At 34.5% G+C, this 22516-nt stretch carries 26 protein-coding genes and 1 tRNA gene; 16 read left to right on the top strand and 11 right to left on the bottom strand.

The annotated features are described in order from the left end of the window. Window position 1: 1 nt before the first annotated feature. Window positions 2–352 (top strand): HopJ type III effector protein, encoded by a 351-nt coding sequence (locus IR213_RS02520; protein ID WP_194310736.1) that lies wholly within the window; start codon window positions 2–4, stop codon window positions 350–352. Between the two features lies 1 nt (window position 353). Here the strand turns inward: IR213_RS02520 and ade are convergent, their stop codons facing one another. After that, window positions 354–1976 carry an adenine deaminase gene (ade, locus tag IR213_RS02525; RefSeq protein ID WP_194310737.1) on the bottom strand — a complete coding sequence of 541 codons (1623 nt, stop codon included), beginning with the start codon at window positions 1974–1976 and terminating at the stop codon, window positions 354–356. A 215-nt stretch (window positions 1977–2191) separates the two neighbouring features. Between ade and recJ the strand changes: the two genes are divergently transcribed. Next, window positions 2192–3880: a single-stranded-DNA-specific exonuclease RecJ gene (gene recJ, locus IR213_RS02530; protein WP_194310738.1), complete on the top strand. Its 1689-nt coding sequence runs from the start codon at window positions 2192–2194 to the stop codon at window positions 3878–3880. A gap of 15 nt (window positions 3881–3895) precedes the next feature. Then, window positions 3896–5164, top strand: a complete 1269-nt coding sequence (locus IR213_RS02535) for an MFS transporter (protein ID WP_194310739.1) — start codon at window positions 3896–3898, stop codon at window positions 5162–5164. A gap of 31 nt (window positions 5165–5195) precedes the next feature. Here IR213_RS02535 and IR213_RS02540 read toward each other — a convergent pair whose 3' ends face one another. From IR213_RS02540 to IR213_RS02555, 4 genes are read right to left on the bottom strand one after another with little or no spacing between them, the layout of a single operon-like run. Further along, window positions 5196–5951 carry a UDP-2,3-diacylglucosamine diphosphatase gene (locus tag IR213_RS02540; protein WP_194310740.1) on the bottom strand — a complete coding sequence of 252 codons (756 nt, stop codon included), beginning with the start codon at window positions 5949–5951 and terminating at the stop codon, window positions 5196–5198. Between the two features lie 23 nt (window positions 5952–5974). Next, entirely contained in the window at window positions 5975–6427 is a 453-nt protein-coding gene (locus tag IR213_RS02545; RefSeq protein ID WP_194310741.1) for a 6-pyruvoyl trahydropterin synthase family protein, read from the bottom strand. A 31-nt stretch (window positions 6428–6458) separates the two neighbouring features. Then, window positions 6459–6635, bottom strand: a complete 177-nt coding sequence (locus tag IR213_RS02550; protein ID WP_194310742.1) for a hypothetical protein — start codon at window positions 6633–6635, stop codon at window positions 6459–6461. 3 nt (window positions 6636–6638) lie between these two features. After that, window positions 6639–7403 carry an enoyl-CoA hydratase/isomerase family protein gene (locus tag IR213_RS02555; RefSeq protein WP_194310743.1) on the bottom strand — a complete coding sequence of 255 codons (765 nt, stop codon included), beginning with the start codon at window positions 7401–7403 and terminating at the stop codon, window positions 6639–6641. A gap of 125 nt (window positions 7404–7528) precedes the next feature. On the opposite strand from IR213_RS02555, the gene IR213_RS02560 reads away from it, so the two are divergent. The 6 genes from IR213_RS02560 to IR213_RS02580 all read left to right on the top strand — a co-directional run bounded on the left by IR213_RS02560 (window position 7529) and on the right by IR213_RS02580 (window position 11289). Beyond that, window positions 7529–7602, top strand: a tRNA-Ala gene (locus IR213_RS02560). 248 nt (window positions 7603–7850) lie between these two features. Further along, complete coding sequence (locus IR213_RS02565; RefSeq protein ID WP_194310744.1) at window positions 7851–9317, top strand: glycoside hydrolase family 130 protein; 1467 nt, start codon at window positions 7851–7853, stop codon at window positions 9315–9317. A gap of 233 nt (window positions 9318–9550) precedes the next feature. Continuing rightward, window positions 9551–9724, top strand: coding sequence for a hypothetical protein (locus IR213_RS16215; RefSeq protein WP_228479067.1), 174 nt, complete (start codon window positions 9551–9553; stop codon window positions 9722–9724). Then, on the top strand, window positions 9702–10316 hold the full coding sequence (locus IR213_RS02570) for an HNH endonuclease (RefSeq protein WP_228479068.1): 615 nt from the start codon (window positions 9702–9704) through the stop codon (window positions 10314–10316). Before IR213_RS16215 ends, IR213_RS02570 begins: the two co-directional genes overlap by 23 nt. Beyond that, window positions 10313–10780, top strand: a complete 468-nt coding sequence (locus IR213_RS02575; protein WP_194310745.1) for a hypothetical protein — start codon at window positions 10313–10315, stop codon at window positions 10778–10780. The genes IR213_RS02570 and IR213_RS02575 overlap by 4 nt, the downstream gene beginning before the upstream one ends. 41 nt (window positions 10781–10821) lie before the next feature. Next, entirely contained in the window at window positions 10822–11289 is a 468-nt protein-coding gene (locus IR213_RS02580; RefSeq protein WP_228479069.1) for a very short patch repair endonuclease, read from the top strand. Window positions 11290–11385: 96 nt separating this feature from the next. Here the strand turns inward: IR213_RS02580 and IR213_RS02585 are convergent, their stop codons facing one another. Then, on the bottom strand, window positions 11386–12996 hold the full coding sequence (locus IR213_RS02585; RefSeq protein WP_194310746.1) for a L,D-transpeptidase family protein: 1611 nt from the start codon (window positions 12994–12996) through the stop codon (window positions 11386–11388). A 197-nt stretch (window positions 12997–13193) separates the two neighbouring features. On the opposite strand from IR213_RS02585, the gene trmB reads away from it, so the two are divergent. The 6 genes from trmB (at window position 13194) to IR213_RS02615 (ending at window position 16947) form a co-directional block, all read left to right on the top strand. Next, window positions 13194–13871 (top strand): tRNA (guanosine(46)-N7)-methyltransferase TrmB, encoded by a 678-nt coding sequence (gene trmB / locus IR213_RS02590; protein WP_194310747.1) that lies wholly within the window; start codon window positions 13194–13196, stop codon window positions 13869–13871. A gap of 49 nt (window positions 13872–13920) precedes the next feature. Next, entirely contained in the window at window positions 13921–14556 is a 636-nt protein-coding gene (locus IR213_RS02595) for a LysE family transporter (RefSeq protein ID WP_194310748.1), read from the top strand. 2 nt (window positions 14557–14558) lie between these two features. Beyond that, window positions 14559–14891 (top strand): MGMT family protein, encoded by a 333-nt coding sequence (locus IR213_RS02600; protein ID WP_194310749.1) that lies wholly within the window; start codon window positions 14559–14561, stop codon window positions 14889–14891. A 183-nt stretch (window positions 14892–15074) separates the two neighbouring features. Next, complete coding sequence (locus tag IR213_RS02605; RefSeq protein ID WP_194310750.1) at window positions 15075–16202, top strand: Mrp/NBP35 family ATP-binding protein; 1128 nt, start codon at window positions 15075–15077, stop codon at window positions 16200–16202. 37 nt (window positions 16203–16239) lie between these two features. Further along, window positions 16240–16479 carry a NifU family protein gene (locus tag IR213_RS02610; RefSeq protein WP_194310751.1) on the top strand — a complete coding sequence of 80 codons (240 nt, stop codon included), beginning with the start codon at window positions 16240–16242 and terminating at the stop codon, window positions 16477–16479. A gap of 141 nt (window positions 16480–16620) precedes the next feature. Continuing rightward, window positions 16621–16947 carry a 2Fe-2S iron-sulfur cluster-binding family protein gene (locus IR213_RS02615; protein ID WP_228479070.1) on the top strand — a complete coding sequence of 109 codons (327 nt, stop codon included), beginning with the start codon at window positions 16621–16623 and terminating at the stop codon, window positions 16945–16947. Window positions 16948–17019: 72 nt separating this feature from the next. Here the strand turns inward: IR213_RS02615 and IR213_RS02620 are convergent, their stop codons facing one another. The 5 genes from IR213_RS02620 to IR213_RS02640 all read right to left on the bottom strand — a co-directional run bounded on the left by IR213_RS02620 (window position 17020) and on the right by IR213_RS02640 (window position 21666). Beyond that, window positions 17020–18198, bottom strand: coding sequence for an acyl-CoA dehydrogenase family protein (locus IR213_RS02620; protein WP_194310752.1), 1179 nt, complete (start codon window positions 18196–18198; stop codon window positions 17020–17022). A 160-nt stretch (window positions 18199–18358) separates the two neighbouring features. Continuing rightward, window positions 18359–19630: an HNH endonuclease gene (locus tag IR213_RS02625; RefSeq protein WP_194310753.1), complete on the bottom strand. Its 1272-nt coding sequence runs from the start codon at window positions 19628–19630 to the stop codon at window positions 18359–18361. A gap of 101 nt (window positions 19631–19731) precedes the next feature. Next, the gene (locus IR213_RS02630; RefSeq protein ID WP_194310754.1) at window positions 19732–20445 is read right to left on the bottom strand and encodes a tRNA1(Val) (adenine(37)-N6)-methyltransferase; all 714 of its coding nucleotides are present in this window, start codon (window positions 20443–20445) and stop codon (window positions 19732–19734) included. 110 nt (window positions 20446–20555) lie between these two features. Further along, window positions 20556–21080: a ribosome maturation factor RimM gene (gene rimM, locus IR213_RS02635; protein ID WP_194310755.1), complete on the bottom strand. Its 525-nt coding sequence runs from the start codon at window positions 21078–21080 to the stop codon at window positions 20556–20558. Window positions 21081–21093: 13 nt separating this feature from the next. Beyond that, the gene (locus IR213_RS02640; protein ID WP_194310756.1) at window positions 21094–21666 is read right to left on the bottom strand and encodes a 30S ribosomal protein S16; all 573 of its coding nucleotides are present in this window, start codon (window positions 21664–21666) and stop codon (window positions 21094–21096) included. A 287-nt stretch (window positions 21667–21953) separates the two neighbouring features. On the opposite strand from IR213_RS02640, the gene IR213_RS02645 reads away from it, so the two are divergent. Next, entirely contained in the window at window positions 21954–22421 is a 468-nt protein-coding gene (locus IR213_RS02645) for a DUF6252 family protein (protein ID WP_194310757.1), read from the top strand. The last annotated feature ends 95 nt before the right edge of the window (window positions 22422–22516 follow it).

A 22516-nucleotide genomic window follows, 5' to 3' on the forward strand; every position in this document is an offset into this window, starting at 1 on the left:
AATGACAATACAATATTTTTTAGAAAAATTAAAACAAACCCCAAACACCATTACATTTCCGGAAACCATCGCAGTGATTGAAGAAAATTACGATTTTATTCCAACGACTTTCGAAAATGGTTCGCTGCAAAATCACGCAGGGGAAAATTCAGGTTCTTGCAAATTATTTGCTTTTGCCCAATTGCAAAACTTGTCTCAAGCAGAAACCTTGGCTTGTTTTGGAGCCTATTATTTTGATGAAGTATTAGGAAATCCAGAAGGAACAAACCATCAAAATATTCGTAATTTTATGAATACAGGATGGGACGGAATCAAATTTGAAGGAGAAGCTTTGGTTTTGAAAACATTATAATTTACTCCACTTCCAAGTCAACAAACGAAAAAGTATTTCCGCTAAACAATCCTTTGTCGGATAATTTCAAATCGGGAATCACGAGTAAAGCCATAAACGAAAGCGTCATAAAAGGAGCTTTCAAATTGCTGCCCAACTCCTTTGCCATAGCATCAATTTCCTGATATAATTTTCCGGTTTCCCAGCCGTTTTTGTCGCTCATAATTCCGGCAACAGGCAACGGTAACATTTTGTTTTCAGCACCATTCACGGCGCAAACTCCTCCACGGTTCTCGATGATAAGATTCACTGCATTGCAAATTTCCTCGTCAGAAGTTCCTACGACCACAATATTATGACAATCGTGTGCCACAGAACTAGCGATTGCGCCTTTTTTTAAACCAAAATTTTTGATGAAAGCAATTGCGGGTTTTGTGTTTTGATAGCGATTGACAACAGCCATTTTCAAGATGTCGTTTTCCGTATCCGAAACGATTTTTCCATCAACAATTAGTGATTTATGATGAATTTCATTGGTAATCAATTGTCCTTCCAAAGCTTCGATTACCCGAATTTTTGAACCTTTTCCCAAGACTTCAAAATTACTGATTTTTTTTGAAGTAATATTAAAATTATTGGGTGTTTCAAAAGGAATATGTTTTACAAAAGACTCCCCATTTTCAGCAACTAATTCTCCGTCGATATATGTTTGTTTTACATTAAAATCTATCAAATCTTCAACCACGATAAAATCGGCAGCATCGTTTTCTTTCAATAATCCAACGTTCATTTTATAATGATTCGCGGGATTCACGCAAGCGGCTTGCAAGATTTTAAAAATGTCAATCCCTTTGGCAACAGCCCGAGCACAAAGCAAATTAATGTGTCCCACAATCAAATCGTCGGGATGTTTGTCATCAGAACAAAACATCATATTTTGATAATTTTCAGGAAGTAAATCGATGAGTGCCTCAAAATTTTTGGCGGCACTCCCCTCGCGAATAAGCACTTTCATCCTGAGCGATAATTTTTCCTCGGCTTCTTCAAAAGTGAAACATTCGTGATCTGTTGTAATTCCTGCCGAAATATATTTTTGAATCGCCTCGCCTCGTAATCCCGGAGCATGGCCATCAACGGGTTTGCCGAAATGTTTCGCCCAATGGATTTTCTTCAAAACTTCTTCATCATCAAATAAAACACCGGGATAATTCATCATTTCCGCCAAATAATAAATATCGGGTGAAGCCATTAATTCCTTGATTCCTTCTGAATCGATTACTGCGCCAGCACTTTCGAAAGTTGTCGCGGGAACACATGAAGGCGCACCAAAATGAAATTTCAACGGCACCTTTTTACTGTTTTCAATCATATAATAAACACCGGCTGTGCCTAAAACATTGGCAATTTCGTGTGGGTCAGAAATCGTAGCCACCGTTCCGTGAAGCACGGCAATTTTTGCAAATTCAGAAGGAACGAGCATCGAGCTTTCGATATGAATGTGGGAATCGACAAATCCGGGCATAATGTAGCTTTTCACTTTGTGATTTTTTTCGATTATTGAAATGATTTTCCCATTTTCGACAGTGATTTCACCAGCAAAAATCCGTTTGTTTTCTATATCGACAATTTGTCCTTGAATTTGCATTTAGTTTATTTTAAAAAGATCTATTCAAAAGTACTATCATTTTGCTTTAGAGCATAACTTTTAAGCCACAGATTCACAGATTTTTTTAATTTTTTTTATAAAATCTGTGAATCTTTGGCTAATTTTTTTTGACCTTAAATTAGTTTGCTATTTTTAAACTAAATTTGTTCAATCTCACAAAATCTGAAATCGTAATTCTCAATTCGTAATTAATTATGCGCTGGACTCTCAAACCAAAACCTTCGGAAGAAAAAGTTAAACAGCTAGCGGCCGCTTTGAATGTCGAGGAATTCGTGGCAACATTGCTTGTACAGCGAGGTATTGAAACTTATGAAGAAGCTAGACAATTTTTCCGTCCGACTCTGGCTGATTTACATAATCCATACTTGATGAAAGATATGGATAAAGCGGTCGAACGCATCGAATTGGCGATTGAAAATCAAGAAAATATTCTCGTTTTTGGCGATTATGATGTGGATGGAACGACTGCAGTTTCCTTGGTTTCGTTCTATTTGAAAACCTATTATCCCAATGTTGCCACGTATATTCCAGACCGTTATGACGAGGGTTACGGGATTTCTTTCAAAGGAATCGATTATGCCGATGACAATGGTTTTTCGCTGATTATCGCTCTGGATTGTGGAATAAAATCCATTGATCACGTGGCTTACGCCAAAGAGAGAAACATCGATTTTATCATTTGTGACCACCATCGACCGGGAGAATATTTGCCAGAAGCGGTAGCAGTTTTAGATCCAAAACGGGATGATTGCAATTATCCTTATGATGAATTATGTGGCTGCGGAATTGGTTTTAAATTGATTCAGGCATTGGGTGAAAACCGAAATCAAACCATTGAAGATTTGACTTCCTATTTGGATTTGGTTGCAACTGCAATTGCGGCTGATATTGTTCCAATGACGGGGGAAAACAGGATTTTGGCTTATTTTGGTTTGCAGATCATCAACTCTGATCCAAGACCAGGAATCAAGGCTTTGGTTCATCAAATAAAAAAGAAAACTTTAGATATAACCGACGTGGTTTTTATCATTGCGCCCAGAATTAATGCAGCGGGAAGAATCAAACACGGCAATCACGCTGTAGAATTATTGTCGGAATTTGATTTTGAACAAGCCCAACAATTTGCATCGGAAATTGAGGCGTATAATTCCGAAAGGAAAGATTTGGACAAGCAAATTACGAAAGAAGCACTTGGTCAAATTATAGAAAACAATGAAGAAAAGCGTTTTTCGACGGTCGTTTTTCAGGAAGATTGGCACAAAGGTGTAATAGGAATTGTGGCTTCGAGATTGATAGAAACCTATTATCGTCCGACATTGGTTTTTACTAAAAGCGGCGATAAATATGCAGCATCGGCGCGATCCGTAAAAGGGTTTGATGTGTATAATGCCTTGGAAGTTTGTTCAGAACATTTGGAACAATTTGGAGGTCATAAATATGCTGCAGGAATGACTTTATTGGAAGAAAATTATCAACTATTCAAGGATACTTTCGAAAAAGTGGTCGAAGAAACGATTCATCCCGATTCATTAACTCCCGAAATTTCGATTGATGCCGAAATAGACTTTTCTGATATCACACCAAAACTGATTCGGATTCTCCAGCAATTCGAGCCTTTTGGGCCGCAAAATATGACGCCAGTTTTCCTGACCAAAAACGCGAAAGACACGGGTTATGCCCAAAAATTGGGAGCCGATGAAGAACATTTAAAACTTTTTGTACGACAAAATAATTCTGAAGGAATGGCCGCAATCGGTTTTGGCTTGGGGGATAAAATGGATTTGGTAACCAATAAAAAACCATTCGAAGTAGTTTATTGTATCGATGAGAACGAGTGGAATGGAAAAGTTTCAATTCAATTACGATTGAAAGAAATAAAATAATTATTTGCCTATTAAATGAAGAAAAAAGATCCTTACGCAGCATTACGTTATAAAGAATTCAATGTGTTTTTATTGTTACGATTCGCCATGGTTTTTGCGTGGTCGATGCAGTTTATTATCATAGAGTGGCAAGTATATAGTTTGACTAAAAATCCACTTTCGTTAGGAATTATTGGATTGATGGAAGTAATTCCGGCAATTGCAATGGCTTTATTCGCCGGACATATTGTAGATCAAAAGGAAAAAAAGGGAATGCTTTTTAAATGTATTTTAGCTTTTTCTGTTGTAAGTTTTGGATTATTTTTATTGACTTGGCCAAGGATGGTAAGCGGTTTTGCAACCAACACGGTTTTGTATGGAATTTATTTTTTGGTTTTCCTTGGCGGATTGGTTCGGGCTTTTCTTGGACCAACAATTTTCTCTCTTCTAGCATTGATTGTTCCAAAAAAAGTGTATCCAAATGCAGCAACCTGGAGCAGTTCGGTTTGGCAAATAGGTTCTGTTGTAGGGCCTTCGGTGGCTGGATTTTCTATAACTTTAATAGGTGTTCATTGGTCTATGTGTCTTGTTTTTGCTTGTTCTGTTATGTCATTGATTACGTTGACTCAAATAGGAACTAAGCCTATTTTAAACCCCAAAATTGGAGAGCCAATAATGCAAAGTTTAAAAGAAGGCGTAAAATTTGTTTATACCAATAAATCTATTTTGGGAGCTTTAACTCTTGATATGGTGGCTGTTCTTTTTGGTGGAGCTGTGGCGCTTTTGCCCATTTTTGCCCAAGATATTTTAAAAGTTGGTCCTGAAGGTTTTGGGGTTTTACGTGCTGCTCCAGCTGTTGGAGCTTTATTGACAATGTTTGTTTCGGCGCATCTTCCTTTTTATAAAAAGGCGGGAATAAAATTGTTGGGAGCTATCTTCGCTTTTGGAGTTTGCATTATTGTTTTTGGACTTTCATCTTGGTTTTGGCTATCGGTTTTGGCGTTGTTTTTTAGCGGTGTTGCCGATGGAATTTCGGTGGTGATTCGTCAAACCATATTGCAACTCAAAACTCCAGATCACATGCGAGGACGTGTTGCTGCTGTAAATTCTATTTTTGTGGGTTCGTCAAATGAGTTGGGCGCTTTCGAAAGCGGATTGACAGCAAAATTGATGGGAACGGTTACTGCGGTTGTTTTTGGCGGAAGCATGACACTTTTAATTGTGGTTTTTACAGGGATTAAATTGCCTTCGTTCAGGAATTTAGATTTGCAAAAAGACTTAGACGAACATGAAAATCAGGAGTAATTAGTTTTGTTGACAAGACATTTTTTTAAATTTACTCAAACTTTTTCAACTCAAATGTCTCACCATCAAAAACGCCATACGTGAAATAACCAATCCAGTCACCCAGATTTACATACTCGGAGTTTTCGCCAACAGGAACTTTTAAGGGTAAATGACGGTGACCAAAAACGAAGTAATTGTAATGTTTGGTTTCCAGTTTTCTTTTGGAGTAAAGAATAAGCCATTCGTTTTCTTCGCCAAGGAATTTCACGTCTTCATCACCTGAAATCAGTTTGTTTTTTACGGAAAGGTAATGTCCCAATCGCACGCCAATGTCAGGGTGAAGCCATCGAAAAAGCCATTTTGAAAATGGATTCGTGAACACTTTTTTCATCCGTTTGTAACCTATGTCGCCTGGACCTTTTCCGTCACCGTGACCTATGAGGAAGGTTTTGTCTCCAAAAATATATTCCTGATTTTCTCTGTAAATGGGAATATTCAAAACTTTTTCGAAATAATCGTCCATCCATAAATCGTGATTACCCACAAAGAAATAAATAGGAATGCCGCTGTCACGAATTTCAGCTAGTTTTCCTAAAACCCGTATAAAACCTTTGGGAACTACGGTTTTGTATTCAAACCAGAAATCGAATAAATCGCCTAACAGAAAAATAGTATCGGCATCTCCTTTGATTTCGTCGAGCCAAGCCACAAATTTTTGTTCTCTTGGAAAACTTAATTCAGGTGTTGGCGCTCCAAAATGTTGGTCGGAGGCGAAATATATTTTTTTGTTGGTAGTGATTTGCATAAAGCTAAAGTATGGATTTTGAATTACAAATTATCACTTGCAAACCATTCTGCAAAAGAAGATTCTGTTTCTTGCAATTTTAAGGAAAAAAGGCCAATGTTTTTGGGTAATCGGCTGATGATTCTTTTCGAAAAATCAACTACCATATTTTCGCTTGTGGGTTGGTAATCGACTAAAATAACGTGATGTCCACGGTTTTTCAGTTCATTTGCCAATTCTATATGCGGCGTGGTTTCGTTAAAAACCGTGGCGTGGTCAAACTGATCAACAATTTCTTCTTTTACTATTTTTTTTAAATCAGTAAAATCAATTACCATTCCATTTTTAACATTATTTCGGTCGTTTATGGGCGTTCCAATTACCGTAACCGATAATTTATAACTGTGTCCGTGTACATTTTTACATTTTCCGTCATAGCCGTAAAGGGCATGACCGGTTTCGAAACCAAACTGTTTTGTTATTCTGATTTTGCTCATTTTATTTTATTTGAGTGCAAATTTAATACATCTACTCCTTTTCACTTCTTTTTTTTGCTCTATAATACATCCAATAGGCAACTCCCACTAATAAAACAAAAGGAAGAAACGAGCCTATGAGTACTCCGGTTTGATAACTGTTATCTGGTGCGCTCTTTATTTTTTCAGCAACATTTACTTGCAGAAATGGCAAGATGAGGTAGGTCATTTTTTATTTTTTAAATTGATTTAATGCTTTTCTCGAAAAATCAGAAAGCACTAATTTTCCCGAAATTTTGGCTCTTTGATAAAGTAAGGTGTTCCAGTTTTCGGTTCCTTCCCAAAAAACTTTTTTTATTTCAGCTAATGCTTCGGGATTGTAACGGGCTAGTTTATTGGCGAAAGCCGTGATTTCTGTATCTAATTCGGTTGTAGTTTCAAATACTTTGGCATAAAGCCCTTTTTGATTTGCCCAAAAGGCTGTTTTCCATTCAGTTTCCAAAGTCATTTTGGCCATAGCGCTTTTCCCTATTTTTCGGGTTACAGCTGGTTCAATTACAAACGGTCCAATTCCTATTGCGAGTTCTGATAATTTTATAGCGCTTTCATTTGTTGCCAAAGCATAATCGCAAGCTGCTGCAATACCAACTCCGCCACCAACAGCTTTTCCGTGAATTCTTCCAATGATTATTTTCGAACAAGTGCGCATTGCATTCAACACATTGGCAAATCCCGAAAAGAATTTTGTGGCTTCTTCTAGATTTGAAACTGCTATAAGTTCATCAAATGAAGCTCCGGCACAAAACGCTCCTGAGCCACTACTTTTTAAAACGATCACAGAAACATCTGGATTATTGCTTAAACTATTGAGTTCATTTGTCAAGCGGTCAAGTAAATCAATAGGAAAAGAATTACTCGCAGGATGCCCAAATTCTAGGATTACGATTTTGTTTTCGATTGTTGTGATTAGTGTACCGTTTTGATTTTGAGTTGTCATTTCACAAATTTTGATGTAAAGTTAAAAATATTAAGACAAGCGTGCCGTTTTTTTTCGAATAGGATGGATTTGTTTTTTCAAATTTGCATTTTACTTTAAATATATGTTATATTTGCGCCATAATTGGGGGATTAGCTCATTTGGCTAGAGCGCTTGCCTGGCAGGCAAGAGGTGGTCGGTTCGAATCCGATATTCTCCACAAAAACCATAATTACTTTTTTGAGTAGTTATGGTTTTTTTATTTTTTACTACTTGTACGATTTTTGTATTGCGGAGTTTAAATTTATTTTTTGTAAGCCAACATTTTTAGTACCTTTAATGTCAGTGAGAACGGAAGTTTGGGTCTGCCAAATATTCAACTTTGTGAAGTTTCTCGTTCTCCAAAGCTGGATATTTAAATGTCAACAAAATAATTTCATTATTTTATTTGAATTTAAAAATAAATCTATGAGAGTTGCTGTCACCCGGAAAAATGTAAAATTCACTCCTGATTCAAGTCGTGTTGTAGCCAGATATTTTATGAATGGGGAACAACGAACCAGAGAATTGGTAAGTCGAATAATGGTATTGGATGAAATGCAGGTCATTCACACACTAGAACAAATACTCCGGGAGTTTGCCAGACGCCATCGAAATATTTCACGTATATTTTTTAAGCATTGCGAAAATATTCGTCGGATAATTGAAGGGATGCAAATTAACTATGACGGTCTTTCTGATGAACGAAAAATGCTCATTGGATCCTATTGCACAATGGAGTATGCCATTGAGTCGGCTGCTTTTTTTAACCCATCAATTGTTGAAGATTTCGACCAATCGAACTTAGAAAAAGAAGAAAAACGGATTATTATTTCTTTCCGGGCCACTGGAGAAGGTCATATCTCGTCAATCGTTTTTAGAAGGGGAATCCTAGATGTCAATAGTGACCTTCAGGTGATGAAAGTTGGTGATAACATTGATAAGGCAGAGATTGTGCATAAAACATTATATAACAAAAATCGTTTTGTAATGAAATTGGCAGAAATGCATACTCCCGATAAATATTCAGTGAGTATTCTTAAAGAGCTGCCAGAAGAATTTGGTTATCATGTATTAAAAAATTTGATAATTAAAGCTTTGGATGACGAGTCAATTAGTCAGGACAAAAAAACAGCCCTTGAAGAAATAATCTGGTTGGCAGATTCATTTTATGATTTACAATTCAAACATGATTCTGATATTACAGAACGGGTTATATTTCCAATTTCAGAGTCTGAAAGCCGAGGGATTGAAGATGCCCGTTTTGTTCGATTTGTTGATGATGATAAATCAGAACAGATAATCGCCACCTATACGGCTTATAATGGTCACACGATTCTTCCAAAACTTATTATTACAGATGATTTTTATTCTTTTCGTGTAATGCCTTTACATGGAGAAGGAGCGCAAAATAAAAATCTGGCAATATTTCCCCAAAAAATAAATGGTAAGTATGCCATGCTTTCCAGAATTGATGGTGTTAACAATTATCTTATGTATTCTGACAGGCTTACCGAATGGAAAAACCCAGTTTGCATTCAGAAACCTCGATATCCATGGGAATTTACGCAAATAGGAAATTGCGGATCTCCATTATGGACAGAAGAGGGTTGGTTAGTTATTACTCATGGTGTGGGTGCTATGCGAAGATATTGTCTGGGTGCTTCATTGTTTGATCTTGATAATCCATCTAAGGAAATAGGAAGACTTGATGAGCCTTTGCTTTCGCCACGAGAAGATGAACGCGAAGGTTATGTGCCTAATGTAGTGTATTCTTGCGGATCAATTATTCATAATAACAGCCTTATATTGCCCTATGCAGTCTCGGATTATTCATCTACGTATGGCGTGGTAGATATGGCAGAATTAATTGATGCAGTAAGGAAAAGTAAATAATGGTTTAATTCGATTTTTACCGCTTTTTAAAATTATGGACACCCTAAATATTGAAAGAGATTGGCTTTTTTTATGGATGTAATCAAGTTGAAAACTAATCAATAATGATGACAATTGTAAGCAGGTCAATTGTTAGAATAAACATACTTTTAAACATTTTTATTTAGACACATTAAAAAGCAACCAAATTTTTTCTGTAAATTACAAGAAAATATAATAAAAAACGATATTTTATGACTAGAGAAAATTGGACAAAAGAACAAACAATTGTTGTGCTAAATCTATATTGCAAAATTCCGTTTAATAAAGTTTCTTCAAATCATCCAGACATTATTCGCATTGCGAAAATAATCAATAGAAGTCCAAATTCAGTAAAAATAAAAATTGGAAATTTCGGAAGTTTTTGATCCAGAATTAAAAAGGAAAGGAATTGTGGGGTTGTCTAATTCTAGCAAATTGGATAAAATTGTATGGAATGAATTCAATAATAGCTGGGAAAATATCGCATACGAAAGCGAAGTCTTGATTTCTGTTTTTGCTAATGAGCCAATAGAGAAAATCACACATATAAATATTGATAATTTACCAATAGGAAGAGAAAGGGAGACAATAATTAAAGCGAGAGTTAATCAAAGTTTCTTCCGTTCAACAATTCTTTCGTCATATAATTTAAAATGCTGTATTACTGGTTTGTCAATTCCAGATTTTTTGATTGCAAGTCATATTGTGCCTTGGGCGAAAGATGAAAAAATTAGATTAAATTCTCATAATGGGCTGTGTCTAAATTCAATTCACGATAAGGCGTTTGACAAAGGTTTTTTGACGATTACTGCCGATTATAAAATTAAGGTTTCCAAATACTTAAATGAATATAAAAAGGAAAATGTCGTAACCGATTTCTTTTTAAATTATGAAAATCATCAAATTATTTTGCCAGATAAATTTCTCCCTTCAAAAGAATATTTAGAATATCATCATCAAAATATTTTTAAACAATGAGTTATCAAGCTAGAATAATCTTTGGAAAAGAACAAGTAAAAAAATTTCATAAAAACGAACTTTTTGCCGATTTTGAAAGAAGCATAAACGTAAAGGAATATACTTTTGAAGCTAATGCAGAGAGCGTTGCTTTTTATAAAGGAATTGGAGAAGCCATAGAGCGACTAGAATTTGAAGTAATTAGAGAGTCCGAAGATAAAATCAATATAGAAAAAGAAGATGAAGACAAATTTAATTATTGGGTTTTCATTGAAAAGTATTTTCCAAAGTATCATTCGTGCGACAATGTTTTATTAAGCAATATTTTAACCAAAAAACTTTATGGAGAAAAAATCTGTAAAAGAGATAAAAAGTATATTAAAGGTTGGGATATAAGAAAAGAATTATTTGAACTTGACAAAAAATTACTTTGTGAGGCTTTTGAAAACTATTTCGAAACTGTTTATCCTGTAATCAATTCTTAAATGATAGAACAACAAAATTTCAACAGAAAATTAAACTAAATTTGCAAATACGATTAGAAAATAATTTTTGTGCCATGGATCGTATCACTCCACAACAACGTTCCAAAATCATGCGTGCCATTCGCAGCACGAACACAAAGGGCGAAGTCCGTCTGGCAAAAGCATTATGGCATCTGGGTTATCGGTATCGAAAAAACAACAAAAAAGTTTTTGGCACACCAGACCTTACTTTCAAAAAACTCAAAATTGCCCTATTTGTCGACAGTGAATTTTTTCATGGCAAAGATTGGGAAACCCAAAGAAACCGCGTAAAGACTAATACGGAATTTTGGCAAAAGAAAATAGAACGGAATAAGCAACGAGACATTGAAGTCAATAATTATCTTACGGAACATGGCTGGACAGTAATGCGTTTTTGGAGCAAGGAAATAGAAGAAAATCTGGATGATTGCGTTGCAAAAATCGAATCTAAAATTGTATCGAGGGCTAAAAGACCATTAAAATCTTGATGTTTTTTGATTTTTTCAAGCGCAAAAAGATTCTATGGGATTGCTGTCAAAAAATTCTGATTTTAGAGTGAGCAAAAGACCTGCCAAACAATTATGTTATTTGAAATCATCCGAAAACAAGAGTTCGGCTAAACAGTCATCTCTTGAATAGATATCAGTAAAAAAATTAATTTCCCCAGAATCGTTTACCCAAGCTGTGAAATATCCAATGTGAATTGGGATTTTCTTTTTCAAGTTACAGATCGTTTCTTTTTTGCCATTCATCGCCTCGTTAATGCGTTCAATAGGCCAATCAGGGTCGTTTTTTAAAATCGCCTCGGCCAGTTCTTTGGCTTTATCAATATTGATGCAACCGTGGCTAAAAGCTCGATATTCGTATTTGAATAAATTTTTGGATGGCGTATCATGCAAATAAATGTCATTAGAATTTGGGAATACAAATTTAACCAGCCCCAATGTATTATTTACGCCAGGTTTTTGTCTGACTTTTCCATTGTTCCATTCCATATTATGGGTAGCCAAATAATTTTTTTCTCGCTCGATCTCGTATTTTAATTCATAATCAATAATACTTTTTGGCACATACCAATAAGGGCTAAATATTATTTGGGCCATATTACTGCTAAAAACTACTGTTTCGGTCATATTTTTCCCCACAAACAATTTCGATTCTAATTCGGTTTTTCCATTTCTTTTAAAGAGGAGTTTATAGGATGGAATATTTATAATGATGTATTCATTGGCTTTTGTCAACTCTGGGTCAATCCATCGGCACCGCTCCATGTTTAACTTGATGGTTTTGATGTATTGCTCAACGGGAACATTCATATTTTGAATATGTTTGGAGGCAATTATATAATCCGGTTTAAAGCCGTTTCTTTTTTTATAATTCAACACACCGGCCATCAATTCCTCATCATATATGTTGCTTTTGGAATCTTGTTTTAAATCTCCTGCAACTGCAAGGCGATGTCTAATTTGGCCAATTGTTTTTGAACTGTCTTTGGGCCTGAATTCTCTTTCCAAAGAATCTGATGTGATGAATTTCCAATCTCCGTTTTTTTCTATTTGTCGGTATTTTTTTAAAACATCCCGCAGTTTATAATATTGTCTAAAGAGTTGATTTTCATTTTTATTTAATAATTCAGGATTTGCTAATAACGAATTTAAAAGATTACCATAAGAAAGATTTTTCCGTGGTATAAACCATCCTATTTCCTGAATTTTTTTAGTGTCAATTCCATAATATACTTTTTTTGCATAAAAGAGATACATGGAGGATAACATTAGTTCCGTATCGGTTTGGGAAAGACTCTTGGGAAACTCACTATTAAAAATCTCGTTAATTTCATCTTTGTTAGCTAAATCAGACTCAACACCTTCTTCCTCCAATTGATTTACTTTTAAGTATAATAAATGGGCAAACTCAATAAGGTCTTTGTTTTCATGCCAAATAGGTTTGTATTTTCGGGTTTTGTATAAAATAGTAACATCGGATTGATAAATTTTTAAATCGGGATATTTCTTAAAAAAACCAGAAATAATGGCATCGTTGATATGCGTTGTGGCTTTGTCACCATTGAGTTTAAGTAAAACTTTTGTAAGAGAGGTTTTTTTCGCCGTTTGATTTTCATTTTTATTATGTTGGGCAGAAACGAGGAAAAAGCCCAAAAAAAGAACTACAATAGATAAAATGAATTTTTTCATGACATCATTATATTTATATAAAGATAAAAAAATATTTTCTTCCTAAAAAGTGAATTACGGTCAAAAAAATATTTCAATATAATCTCAACAAATTTTTAATTTTATTCCACTACAGCATTCGGTCTTATATATTTGATTAATTTTGCCACCCGAGACCTTTAGGTCGAATTGTACGAAGTAAAAATATTTAAAAAAGCGTGGGAAGTAAAAACAAGTTAAAGAGATTCAAGGAAAACGAAACATTCAACAATGTTTTTCAGCCAACAAGGGAAGAAGTAGTAGGAGATTTGTTTCCGCTCAGAGGCAAATGGAATGCTGATTTCTTCAAAAATGATAATCCATTAGTGCTTGAATTAGGCTGTGGTAAAGGCGAATATTCTGTTGGTCTAGCCGAAAAGTATCCGAACAAAAATTTTATTGGAATTGACATAAAAGGTGCACGTTTTTGGCGAGGTGCAAAAACTGCTGTTGAAACTGGTTTGCATAATGTAGCTTTCATCCGTACCCAAATTGAATTAATCAATCATATTTTTGCCGAAAACGAGGTTAGTGAAATTTGGATTACTTTTCCCGATCCGCAAATTAAATACAAACGCACCAAACACAGGATGACCAACTCTGAATTTCTGCAATTGTATAAAAAAATTCTAAAGAAAGACGGAGTAGTTAACCTGAAAACCGACAGCGAATTTATGCACGGCTACACGCTGGGATTATTGCATGGCGAAGGTCACGAGGTTTTATATGCCAATCATAATGTCTACGTAAATGAAGGAAGCCCTGAGGAAGTTACTGCTTTTCAGACGTTTTACGAAAAACAATATTTGGAAATTAGCAAAGCAATTACGTATATTCGATTTAAAATTAAGGAATAACAATTTTTTTAGAAAAATTATTTGGTTTTTTAACGTTTAACTATTACAAATGAATTTTATAATACCGTTATTTTTTGGTTTTATCAGTGCTTTTATCGGGATTATTCCGCCAGGATTAATCAATATGACAGCTGCAAAAGTGAATCATAAGGAAGGAAAACGGAATGCATTATGGTTCATTTTTGGGGCGGTAATTATAATCTGTTTCCAAGTTTTATTTGCAATATTATTTGCTAAAATTATAAATCGACGACCAGATCTAGTGACTTTAATGCGTGAAATTGGGTTTGGTATTTTTGCAACTTTAACCATCTATTTTTTATGGTTAGCCAAAAAGCCGAAAAACAAATCAAAAAAGCTCAATAACAAAAGTAAAACAAAACGATTTTTTCTAGGAGTGTTGCTTTCGGCACTCAACTTTTTTCCTATCCCTTATTATGTTTTTATCAGCATTACATTGGCTTCTTTCAAGCTGTTTTTGTTCGATGCAACTTCTATTTTTATCTTCATTAATGGCGTTATAATAGGTTCTTTTTTAGTGTTTTATTTATATATTTCCTTCTTTAATAAGATTGAAGGTAAAGCGGATTATATTATGAAAAACATGAATACCATCATTGGAAGCATTACAGGTTTGGTTTCTACCGTTACATTGTGGAATATCATAAAATATTATTGGTATTAACGATGACCGAGCAAACAGACAATTTTTTTAGCAAGGTTTATGTCATCGTAAAACAAATTCCTTACGGAAAAGTTACTTCGTTTGGTGCCATTGCAAAAGCGTTAGGAGCCGCTCGTTCTGCTAGAATGGTGGGTTGGGCTATGAATGCTTGTCATAATATGGATGAGGTTCCTGCACATCGTGTCGTAAACAGAAAAGGATTATTGACGGGAAAACATCATTTTGACGGAACAAATTTGATGCAACAATTACTCGAAAACGAAGGGATTAAAGTGGTAGATAATCAAATTGTGGATTTTAAAAAACATTTTTGGGAACCTGAAATTTGTTTTTAACGTTGTAAATAATGACAAATAATCGCTAAACTAATTGAATGCCAATTGCAATAAATCCCCACTAGAACCTTTATAATAAAAACTTTTCACAGTATCTTTGCATTCAATAATTTATAATGGAATCAGTTTAAATAAATATAATATTTCAATTGAAAATCATCAGTTGAAAACCACACACAGAATATGAAATTAGATAGAAAAGAAATCCTTAAAGCTTTAGAAACCATCACTGTTGCAGGTGAAGGTAAAAATATGGTAGAAAGCGGAGCAATAGCAAACGTATTGACTTTTGGTGATGAAGTAGTTATAGATTTAGTATTACACGTACCGGCATTGCACATAAGAAAACGAGCTGAAGATGATATTAAAAAAACTATTCTCGAACTGGTTTCGCCAGATGCTAAAATCAAAATCAACGTCAAAGTTGAAGCACCAGAAAAAAGCGAAGTTACTGAAAAATCTATTCCAGGAATAAAAAATATTATAGCCGTAGCTTCCGGAAAAGGAGGAGTTGGAAAATCAACTATCACTGCTAACTTGGCTGTATCGTTAGCCAAAATGGGATTTTCAGTAGGAATTCTCGATGCCGATATTTACGGGCCATCAATGCCAATGATGTTTGATGTCGAAAGCGCAAAACCTCTTTCCGTAGAAATAGAGGGCAAATCAAAAATGAAACCCATAGAAAGCTATGATGTAAAAATACTTTCTATTGGGTTTTTCACATCTCCAAGTCAAGCCGTTATTTGGCGTGGGCCAATGGCTGGAAAAGCTTTAAACCAAATGATTTTCGACGCTGACTGGGGTGAATTAGACTTTTTGTTAGTGGATTTACCTCCAGGAACAGGAGATATTCATCTTTCTATAATGCAATCGTTGCCTATTACTGGTGCAGTTATAGTAAGTACCCCACAAGCGGTGGCACTTTCTGACACCAGAAAAGGAGTTTCTATGTTCATGTCCGAAGCAATAAATATTCCCGTTCTCGGAATTATTGAAAATATGGCGTATTTCACACCTGAGGAATTACCTGATAATAAATATTATATCTTTGGAAAAGAAGGGGCAAAAAACCTAGCCGAAGATTTACAAGTTCCATTCCTTGGCGAAGTGCCAATAGTGCAATCCATTCGTGAAGCAGGTGATTTTGGTCGTCCGGCAGCTTTGCAAACTGGTTCTGTAATTGAAACTGTTTTTGAAAACATCACCAGAAATGTAGTTCAGGAAGTTGTCTACAGAAACAAAAATTTACCAGCTACCGAAGCCATTAAAATTACAACAATGGCCGGTTGTTCATCGGTTAAAAAATAATCCCAAAACTCGTAACAGCGAAGAAAACAGAAAAGAAATGACAACAGAAGAATTAACAAACAATGTACTAATAGCGCTCGAAGAAATTCGACCTTTTTTAAATTCTGATGGAGGCGATATTCAACTCATTTCAATCGAAGATGGGAAGCATGCGACTGTTCGTCTCGTAGGGGCTTGCTCCAATTGTAGCGTAAACCAAATGACTCTAAAAGCCGGAGTTGAAACTACCATTAAAAGGCATGCCCCACAAATCGAAACTGTTGTCAATATAGAATAGTTAATTTTTTGAGTGGCTTTAGTTGCGAAGGAAATCCGCTAAATTTCAATATAATAATTGCTGTGAAGTAATCTTCTGATGAAAAATCGTGCTGAATTTTTATTTTTCAAATATTAAATTTCCCATTTCTAAGCCTATATTATGAATATTACATTAAGAATAACAGATAGAAGAGACAATAGTTTTGAGGTAGAAGTTCCAACAGACATGGGCTTGAATTTAATGCAAGTCATTCGTGCTTATGAATTCGAACCCGAAGGAACCGTTGGAGTTTGTGGTGGAGTAGCAATGTGCTCAACTTGTCAGTGTTACATCGAAAATGATGTAAAAGTTCCTGAAAGAAAAGAATTGGAAGCTGCAACACTTTCAAGATTACAACATGTAAAACCCAATAGTCGATTGGGCTGCCAAATTCCAATAACTAAAGATTTGGAAGGATTAGAAATAGCTTTGGCGCCAATGATATAGCTAATGCAAATTCATAAACAAGAAGGCTTTTCAGAAATGAAAAGCCTTCTTGTTTTTATAATAATTTTATCGTTATTTGAATGCAGGAATTCCTGTTATGTCCATTCCTGTAATCAGTAAATGAATGTCGTGTGTTCCTTCATAAGTAATTACAGATTCTAAATTCATCATATGACGCATAATCGAATACTCGCCGGTAATTCCCATCCCGCCAAGCATTTGTCGGGCTTCACGGGCAATATGAATCGCCATATCCACATTATTTCTTTTTGCCATTGAGATTTGGGCTGTTGTGGCTTTTCCTTCATTTCTTAAAACCCCTAATCGCCAAGTCAGCAATTGTGCTTTGGTAATTTCGGTAATCATTTCGGCCAATTTTTTTTGTTGTAATTGAGTTCCGGCAATGGGTTTGTCAAATTGGATTCTTTCTTTAGCATAACGCAAAGCAGTGTCATAGCAGTCCATTGCGGCTCCAATAGCTCCCCAGGCAATACCAAAACGAGCAGAATCCAAGCATCCAAGCGGAGCTCCAAGTCCTGATTTGTTCGGCAATAAATTTTCTTTTGGCACTTTCACATTATCAAAAATCAATTCGCCAGTTGACGATGCGCGAAGCGACCATTTATTATGAGTTTCCGGTGTTGTAAAACCGGGCATTCCGCGCTCTACAATCAATCCGTGAATTCTTCCTTCTTCGTTTTTTGCCCAGACTATTGCAATATCAGCAAAAGGCGCATTTGAAATCCACATTTTGGCACCATTCAATAAATAATGGTCGCCCATGTCCTTGAAATTGGTAATCATACTTCCGGGATCAGAGCCGTAATTAGGTTCGGTCAAGCCAAAACAACCCATAAATTCTCCCGAAGCTAATTTTGGCAAATATTTCCTCCGTTGTTCTTCGTTCCCGTATTTCCAAATTGGATACATTACCAAAGAGGATTGAACCGAAGCTGTTGAACGAACACCGGAATCTCCTCTTTCGATTTCTTGCATAATCAAACCATAAGAAATATGATCCAAACCTGCGCCACCATATTCTTCAGGAATATATGGACCAAATGCCCCAATATCAGCCAAACCTTTTATGATTTGTTTAGGGAATTCTGCTCTTTGAGCGAAGTCTTCAATGATAGGTGAAACCTCACGTTTTACCCATTCTCGCGCTGAATCACGTACTAGTTTATGTTCGTCAGTCAATAATTCGTCAAGGTTGTAGTAATCTGGAGCTTGAAATAAGTCTGGTTTCATAATTCGAAAGTTTATGTCACAAATCTACATAAAGAAATATAACAAAACAAAGTTGAAAAGTTATATTAGTTAAACTTAAAATGGATTTTTTAATTTTTATTTTCTGGATGTTCATAAAAAACACCAATTATATCAATTTGTATAGGAATTTAGAAGTATGCTAACTGATGGTTTTGTAATATTCTAATTGAATTTCAATTATTTTTTCTGTTTCTTTTTTATTTAATTTCAATTGTGGATAGTCAAAAATGTCTAGATTTTCTATAATTACAAACATTGCTTTTGAACTTAAAACTTCTAAAAGTTTATCATCAATATCCATATCATAATCGAAATCACCAGAAATTGGTGAAAAACTATAATGTTCAAAAAGATAATCTTTTTCTAAGCTATTTTTTTTCTTTTTTACATATTCAGATTGTATTAATTCTAAAAAAGAAATAATTAACTCAGTATGATTTTTTCTAAAATTTTCTATGTTAAAATCAGGAAATCCTTTTCCAATATATTCAAGGAACAATAAATTTTCATTTACTTTTTCTCTGTCGTTTTCTAATTTTTTTTCTAAAGTTTGTTTTGGGTTTACAAAAAAATCATCCAATTGACTTAAATTGAATTCTTCATCTTTTTCCCAATTGTCAATGTTATTTATCCATTCCTCCATTTGGCTTTTCCAATCATTCCATCTTTTAGAATCTATTGTGAATGGATTAATTTCATTTTCTAAAACTTCAAGTATTTTTTGATCGCTCCAACCATATCTCATCAAACTTGTTGAGTATTTATTTAAGATTATAAGAGCAATTTTTTCATTCCAAGTTTGTATTCGATTTCGTCCTATTCCATTAATAAATCTTATTTTTTGTTGGATCGGTTGCATTTTTGAAACACTCAAATATGCTCCAACTTTTGATATAAAATTATGAGCACTTTGTTGGAATATTTCATCCGAATGGTAAAGTAAATTTTTAGTTGCTGATTTATCTATATTTTCTAAAATATCTTCAACGTTGTATTTTTTTAACCATTCTGTAATAATTTTTTTTCCGTTATCAAGAGTTAATGGATAAACTTTTGTGTTTATGTAATTAGTAATGATTTCAATAAAATCTTCCTCAATATTAGAAACAGATTTTTTCCATTCAATCAGTAACAAAACTTGTTGTTTCCTTTCTTCTACAAGTTCAATCTGATTTCTCTGTTTTGCTAAAACTGAATTGTCATCAAGTTTTCTAGCTTTTTTGCCGCTATTGCAATCAAAACAACTTGTTAAAAGATTAAAGATCTCATTTTCCCCACCTTCTTTTACTGGATTTATATGGTCAATATTTAAAACCACATCTGGAGCTTTTTTCCCACAATATTGACAAGTAAATAAATCTCTTTTAAAAACCTCAAATCTTATCTTTTTACTAATTGGTTTTCTTTCCATACGATTTTAAAGCTATTTGTTAACTATTTTCTAGGTGCAATTTTCATTCAAATTTAAGAAATTATCTATTAATTAAAATCAAATTGTCAAAAAAAGAGTTATTACATCTTCAAATAAAAATCCTTCGTCAAGGCGATATATTCTGGAGTGTAAATATGTCGTGCAGTTTCGATAATTAATTCATCAATAGAGAAATTTGGAGTTTCGTTACGGCAAAAAGCCAATAAACTTCGTTTGGTTTCGGTAGTTGGAGTTCCTTTTACGTGAGTAATTTTTATTGGAAATAATTCATAATCTTTGGCAAGAGCCAAGAAATTTTCTTCTTCTTTAAAAGGAATAATAACGGAAAATATTCCGTTTTCAGAAAGTAATAAAGCGGCAGCTTCAATCAATTCTTCAAAAGGCATAGCGTCTTGAAAGCGTGCCAAATCCCTTTGTTCATCATTTGATTTATAACCTTCGGTATAAAAAGGTGGATTGGAAACGATTAAATCATATTCATCTTCAGGGTCTTCAACAAATTCGTCCAAAGCAGCGTGAAAACAAAACAATCGGTCATTCCAGGATGAATTTTCAAAATTATCAGTAGCTTGTTCATAAGCATTTTCATCAATTTCTAGAGCGTCAATTTGGCTTGCTGAACTTTTTTGTGCTAGCATTAGTGCAATGATTCCGGTTCCGGTTCCAATATCCAAAATACTGAAAGGATTGTTTTCAATTGGCGTCCAAGCTCCAAGCAAAACGCCATCAGTTCCAATTTTCATTGCACATCGGTCTTGTTCAAGTGAGAATTGTTTGAATTGGAATTTAGACATAGTGATTTCAGGTTGTAGATTAACGAATGCTGACCCGAGCGATAGTGAACTGGCGAAGCATTTTAGATTTTTTTAAAAACGGAACACTGCGACTGCAAACTGAATACTTTCTATAGATACATTTCGATCAAGCCTTCAGGTAAATCCATAATAACCTTTTTGTTTTCCCTGTCAATTTTCACCAAGAAATGGTCAATCATTGGAATTAGTATTTCAACTTCACCATTCAAAACTTCGAATAGTGGTTGCGCTGTTGAATCATTTATGGATTGGATTTTACCAACAACGCCAAGACGTTTGTCTTCGACCTCAAAACCTATTACTTCGTGAAAGTAGAATTTATTGCCGGTAAGTTTTGGCAATAGTTGCATTGGAAGGTATAAATCGTTACCAAGTAAGGCATCAGCTTCTTCTTCGGTATTTACGTCTTCAAAACGGATTCTAAGAAAGTCGTTTTTGTGTAGTGAGCTATTTTCAATAAAAAAAGGAACCAAGTGTTTGTTGCATTCAACAAACACTGATTCCAAGTTTTCGTATAACTCAGGTTCGTCCGTATCTAAATAGGCAAGAACTTCCCCTTTGAAACTAAATTTTTTTGCGATTTTACCTAAATAGAAACAATCTTCTTTACGCATCGTCGCTCGGAAATTATGCTTCGGTTGTTTCGTTATTTTCTTCTGTAGCGGGAGTTTCTTCAACTTCAGCAGCAGCTTCAACTTCAGCAACTTCTTCTTCAACAGCAGGAGTAGCGGCAGCAATTGCATCTGCTTCAGCTTGTGCAGCAGTAGCTAAACGTTTAGCATTAACAGCTTGTTCTGCTTTGAAAGCTTTTGATTTAGCATCAGCTTGCGCTTTTGTTAAACCTTCTTTTTTAGAATCTACTTTTCCTGATTTTGCTTCTAGCCATTCCGCTAATTTAGCATCAGCTTGTTCTTGGGTTAAAGCTCCTTTACGGATACCGCCATCAAGGTGATGTTTCAATAAAGCGCCTTTGTAAGAAAGAATTGCTTTAGCTGTTTCAGTAGGTTGAGCACCATTGTGCAACCATTTTACAGCGCTATCAAGATCTAAATCGATAGTTGCAGGATTTGTGTTTGGATTGTAAGTACCTATTTTTTCTAGGTATTTACCGTCTCTTTTTGAGCGAGCATCAGCTGCTACAACCCAGTAAAAAGGTTTTCCTTTTTTACCGTGTCTTTGTAATCTAATTTTTACTGACATAATCTTATGATTAAATTTTGAGGTACTCGACCTCGATTAATTAAGGCTGCAAAGATACATTTTTTATCGATAAATACTAATTGGTTTTGTATTTTAATGAATTACACTGTATTATGTCGATTTTCGATGTGAATTTTTAGTTGGATTTCAATTTTTAAAGCAAAATAATATACTTTTGTGAAGGTCAATATCACACATTATGAAATGAGCATAATCCAAAGTCGGCCTAAACAGTGATTGCTATAAGCGAATTCCATTTTCCATTAAAAAACAAATATTAACTTCGAATGAAAAAACAGTTTCTTTATATACTCGTATTATTTGCTTTTGTTTCTTGCCAAGATGATGTAAAGTTTAACAGTCCATCTTTTCAAGGTCAAAAAGACAATGTTTTTTGGAGAGCAATTGATTCTAAAGCTATACTAGCCGCAAATGGTTCTTTAAGTATCGAAGGATATACTAGAAATGAAAAATTGATTTTAAAAACTACGTCTAAAAATGCTGGAACTTATATTTTAGGAATCAACAATTTGAACACAGCAACTTATGTTTTAGATGATGGTACTATTAAAATCACTTTTATGACTGGAATTGATAAAAGGGATGGAGAGATAGTTATAGAAAAATATGATGATGTAAACAAAACTGTTACAGGGACATTTAAATTTAATGCAGTAAATGTCGCTAATAATCCATTAGCTGGACCAATATTAAATTTTCAGTATGGTCACTTTTATAAAGTTCCAGTGAAATAGCTTCTTATTTTTAAAATTTGTATAAATTTATAAAAAACTCTTGTAATCAGGGCTTTTGGAACCTAAATCTGAATATTTCACAAAAACATTAAGTA

It is taken from the genome of Flavobacterium soyangense (assembly GCF_015277675.1).
GTDB lineage: Bacteria > Bacteroidota > Bacteroidia > Flavobacteriales > Flavobacteriaceae > Flavobacterium > Flavobacterium soyangense.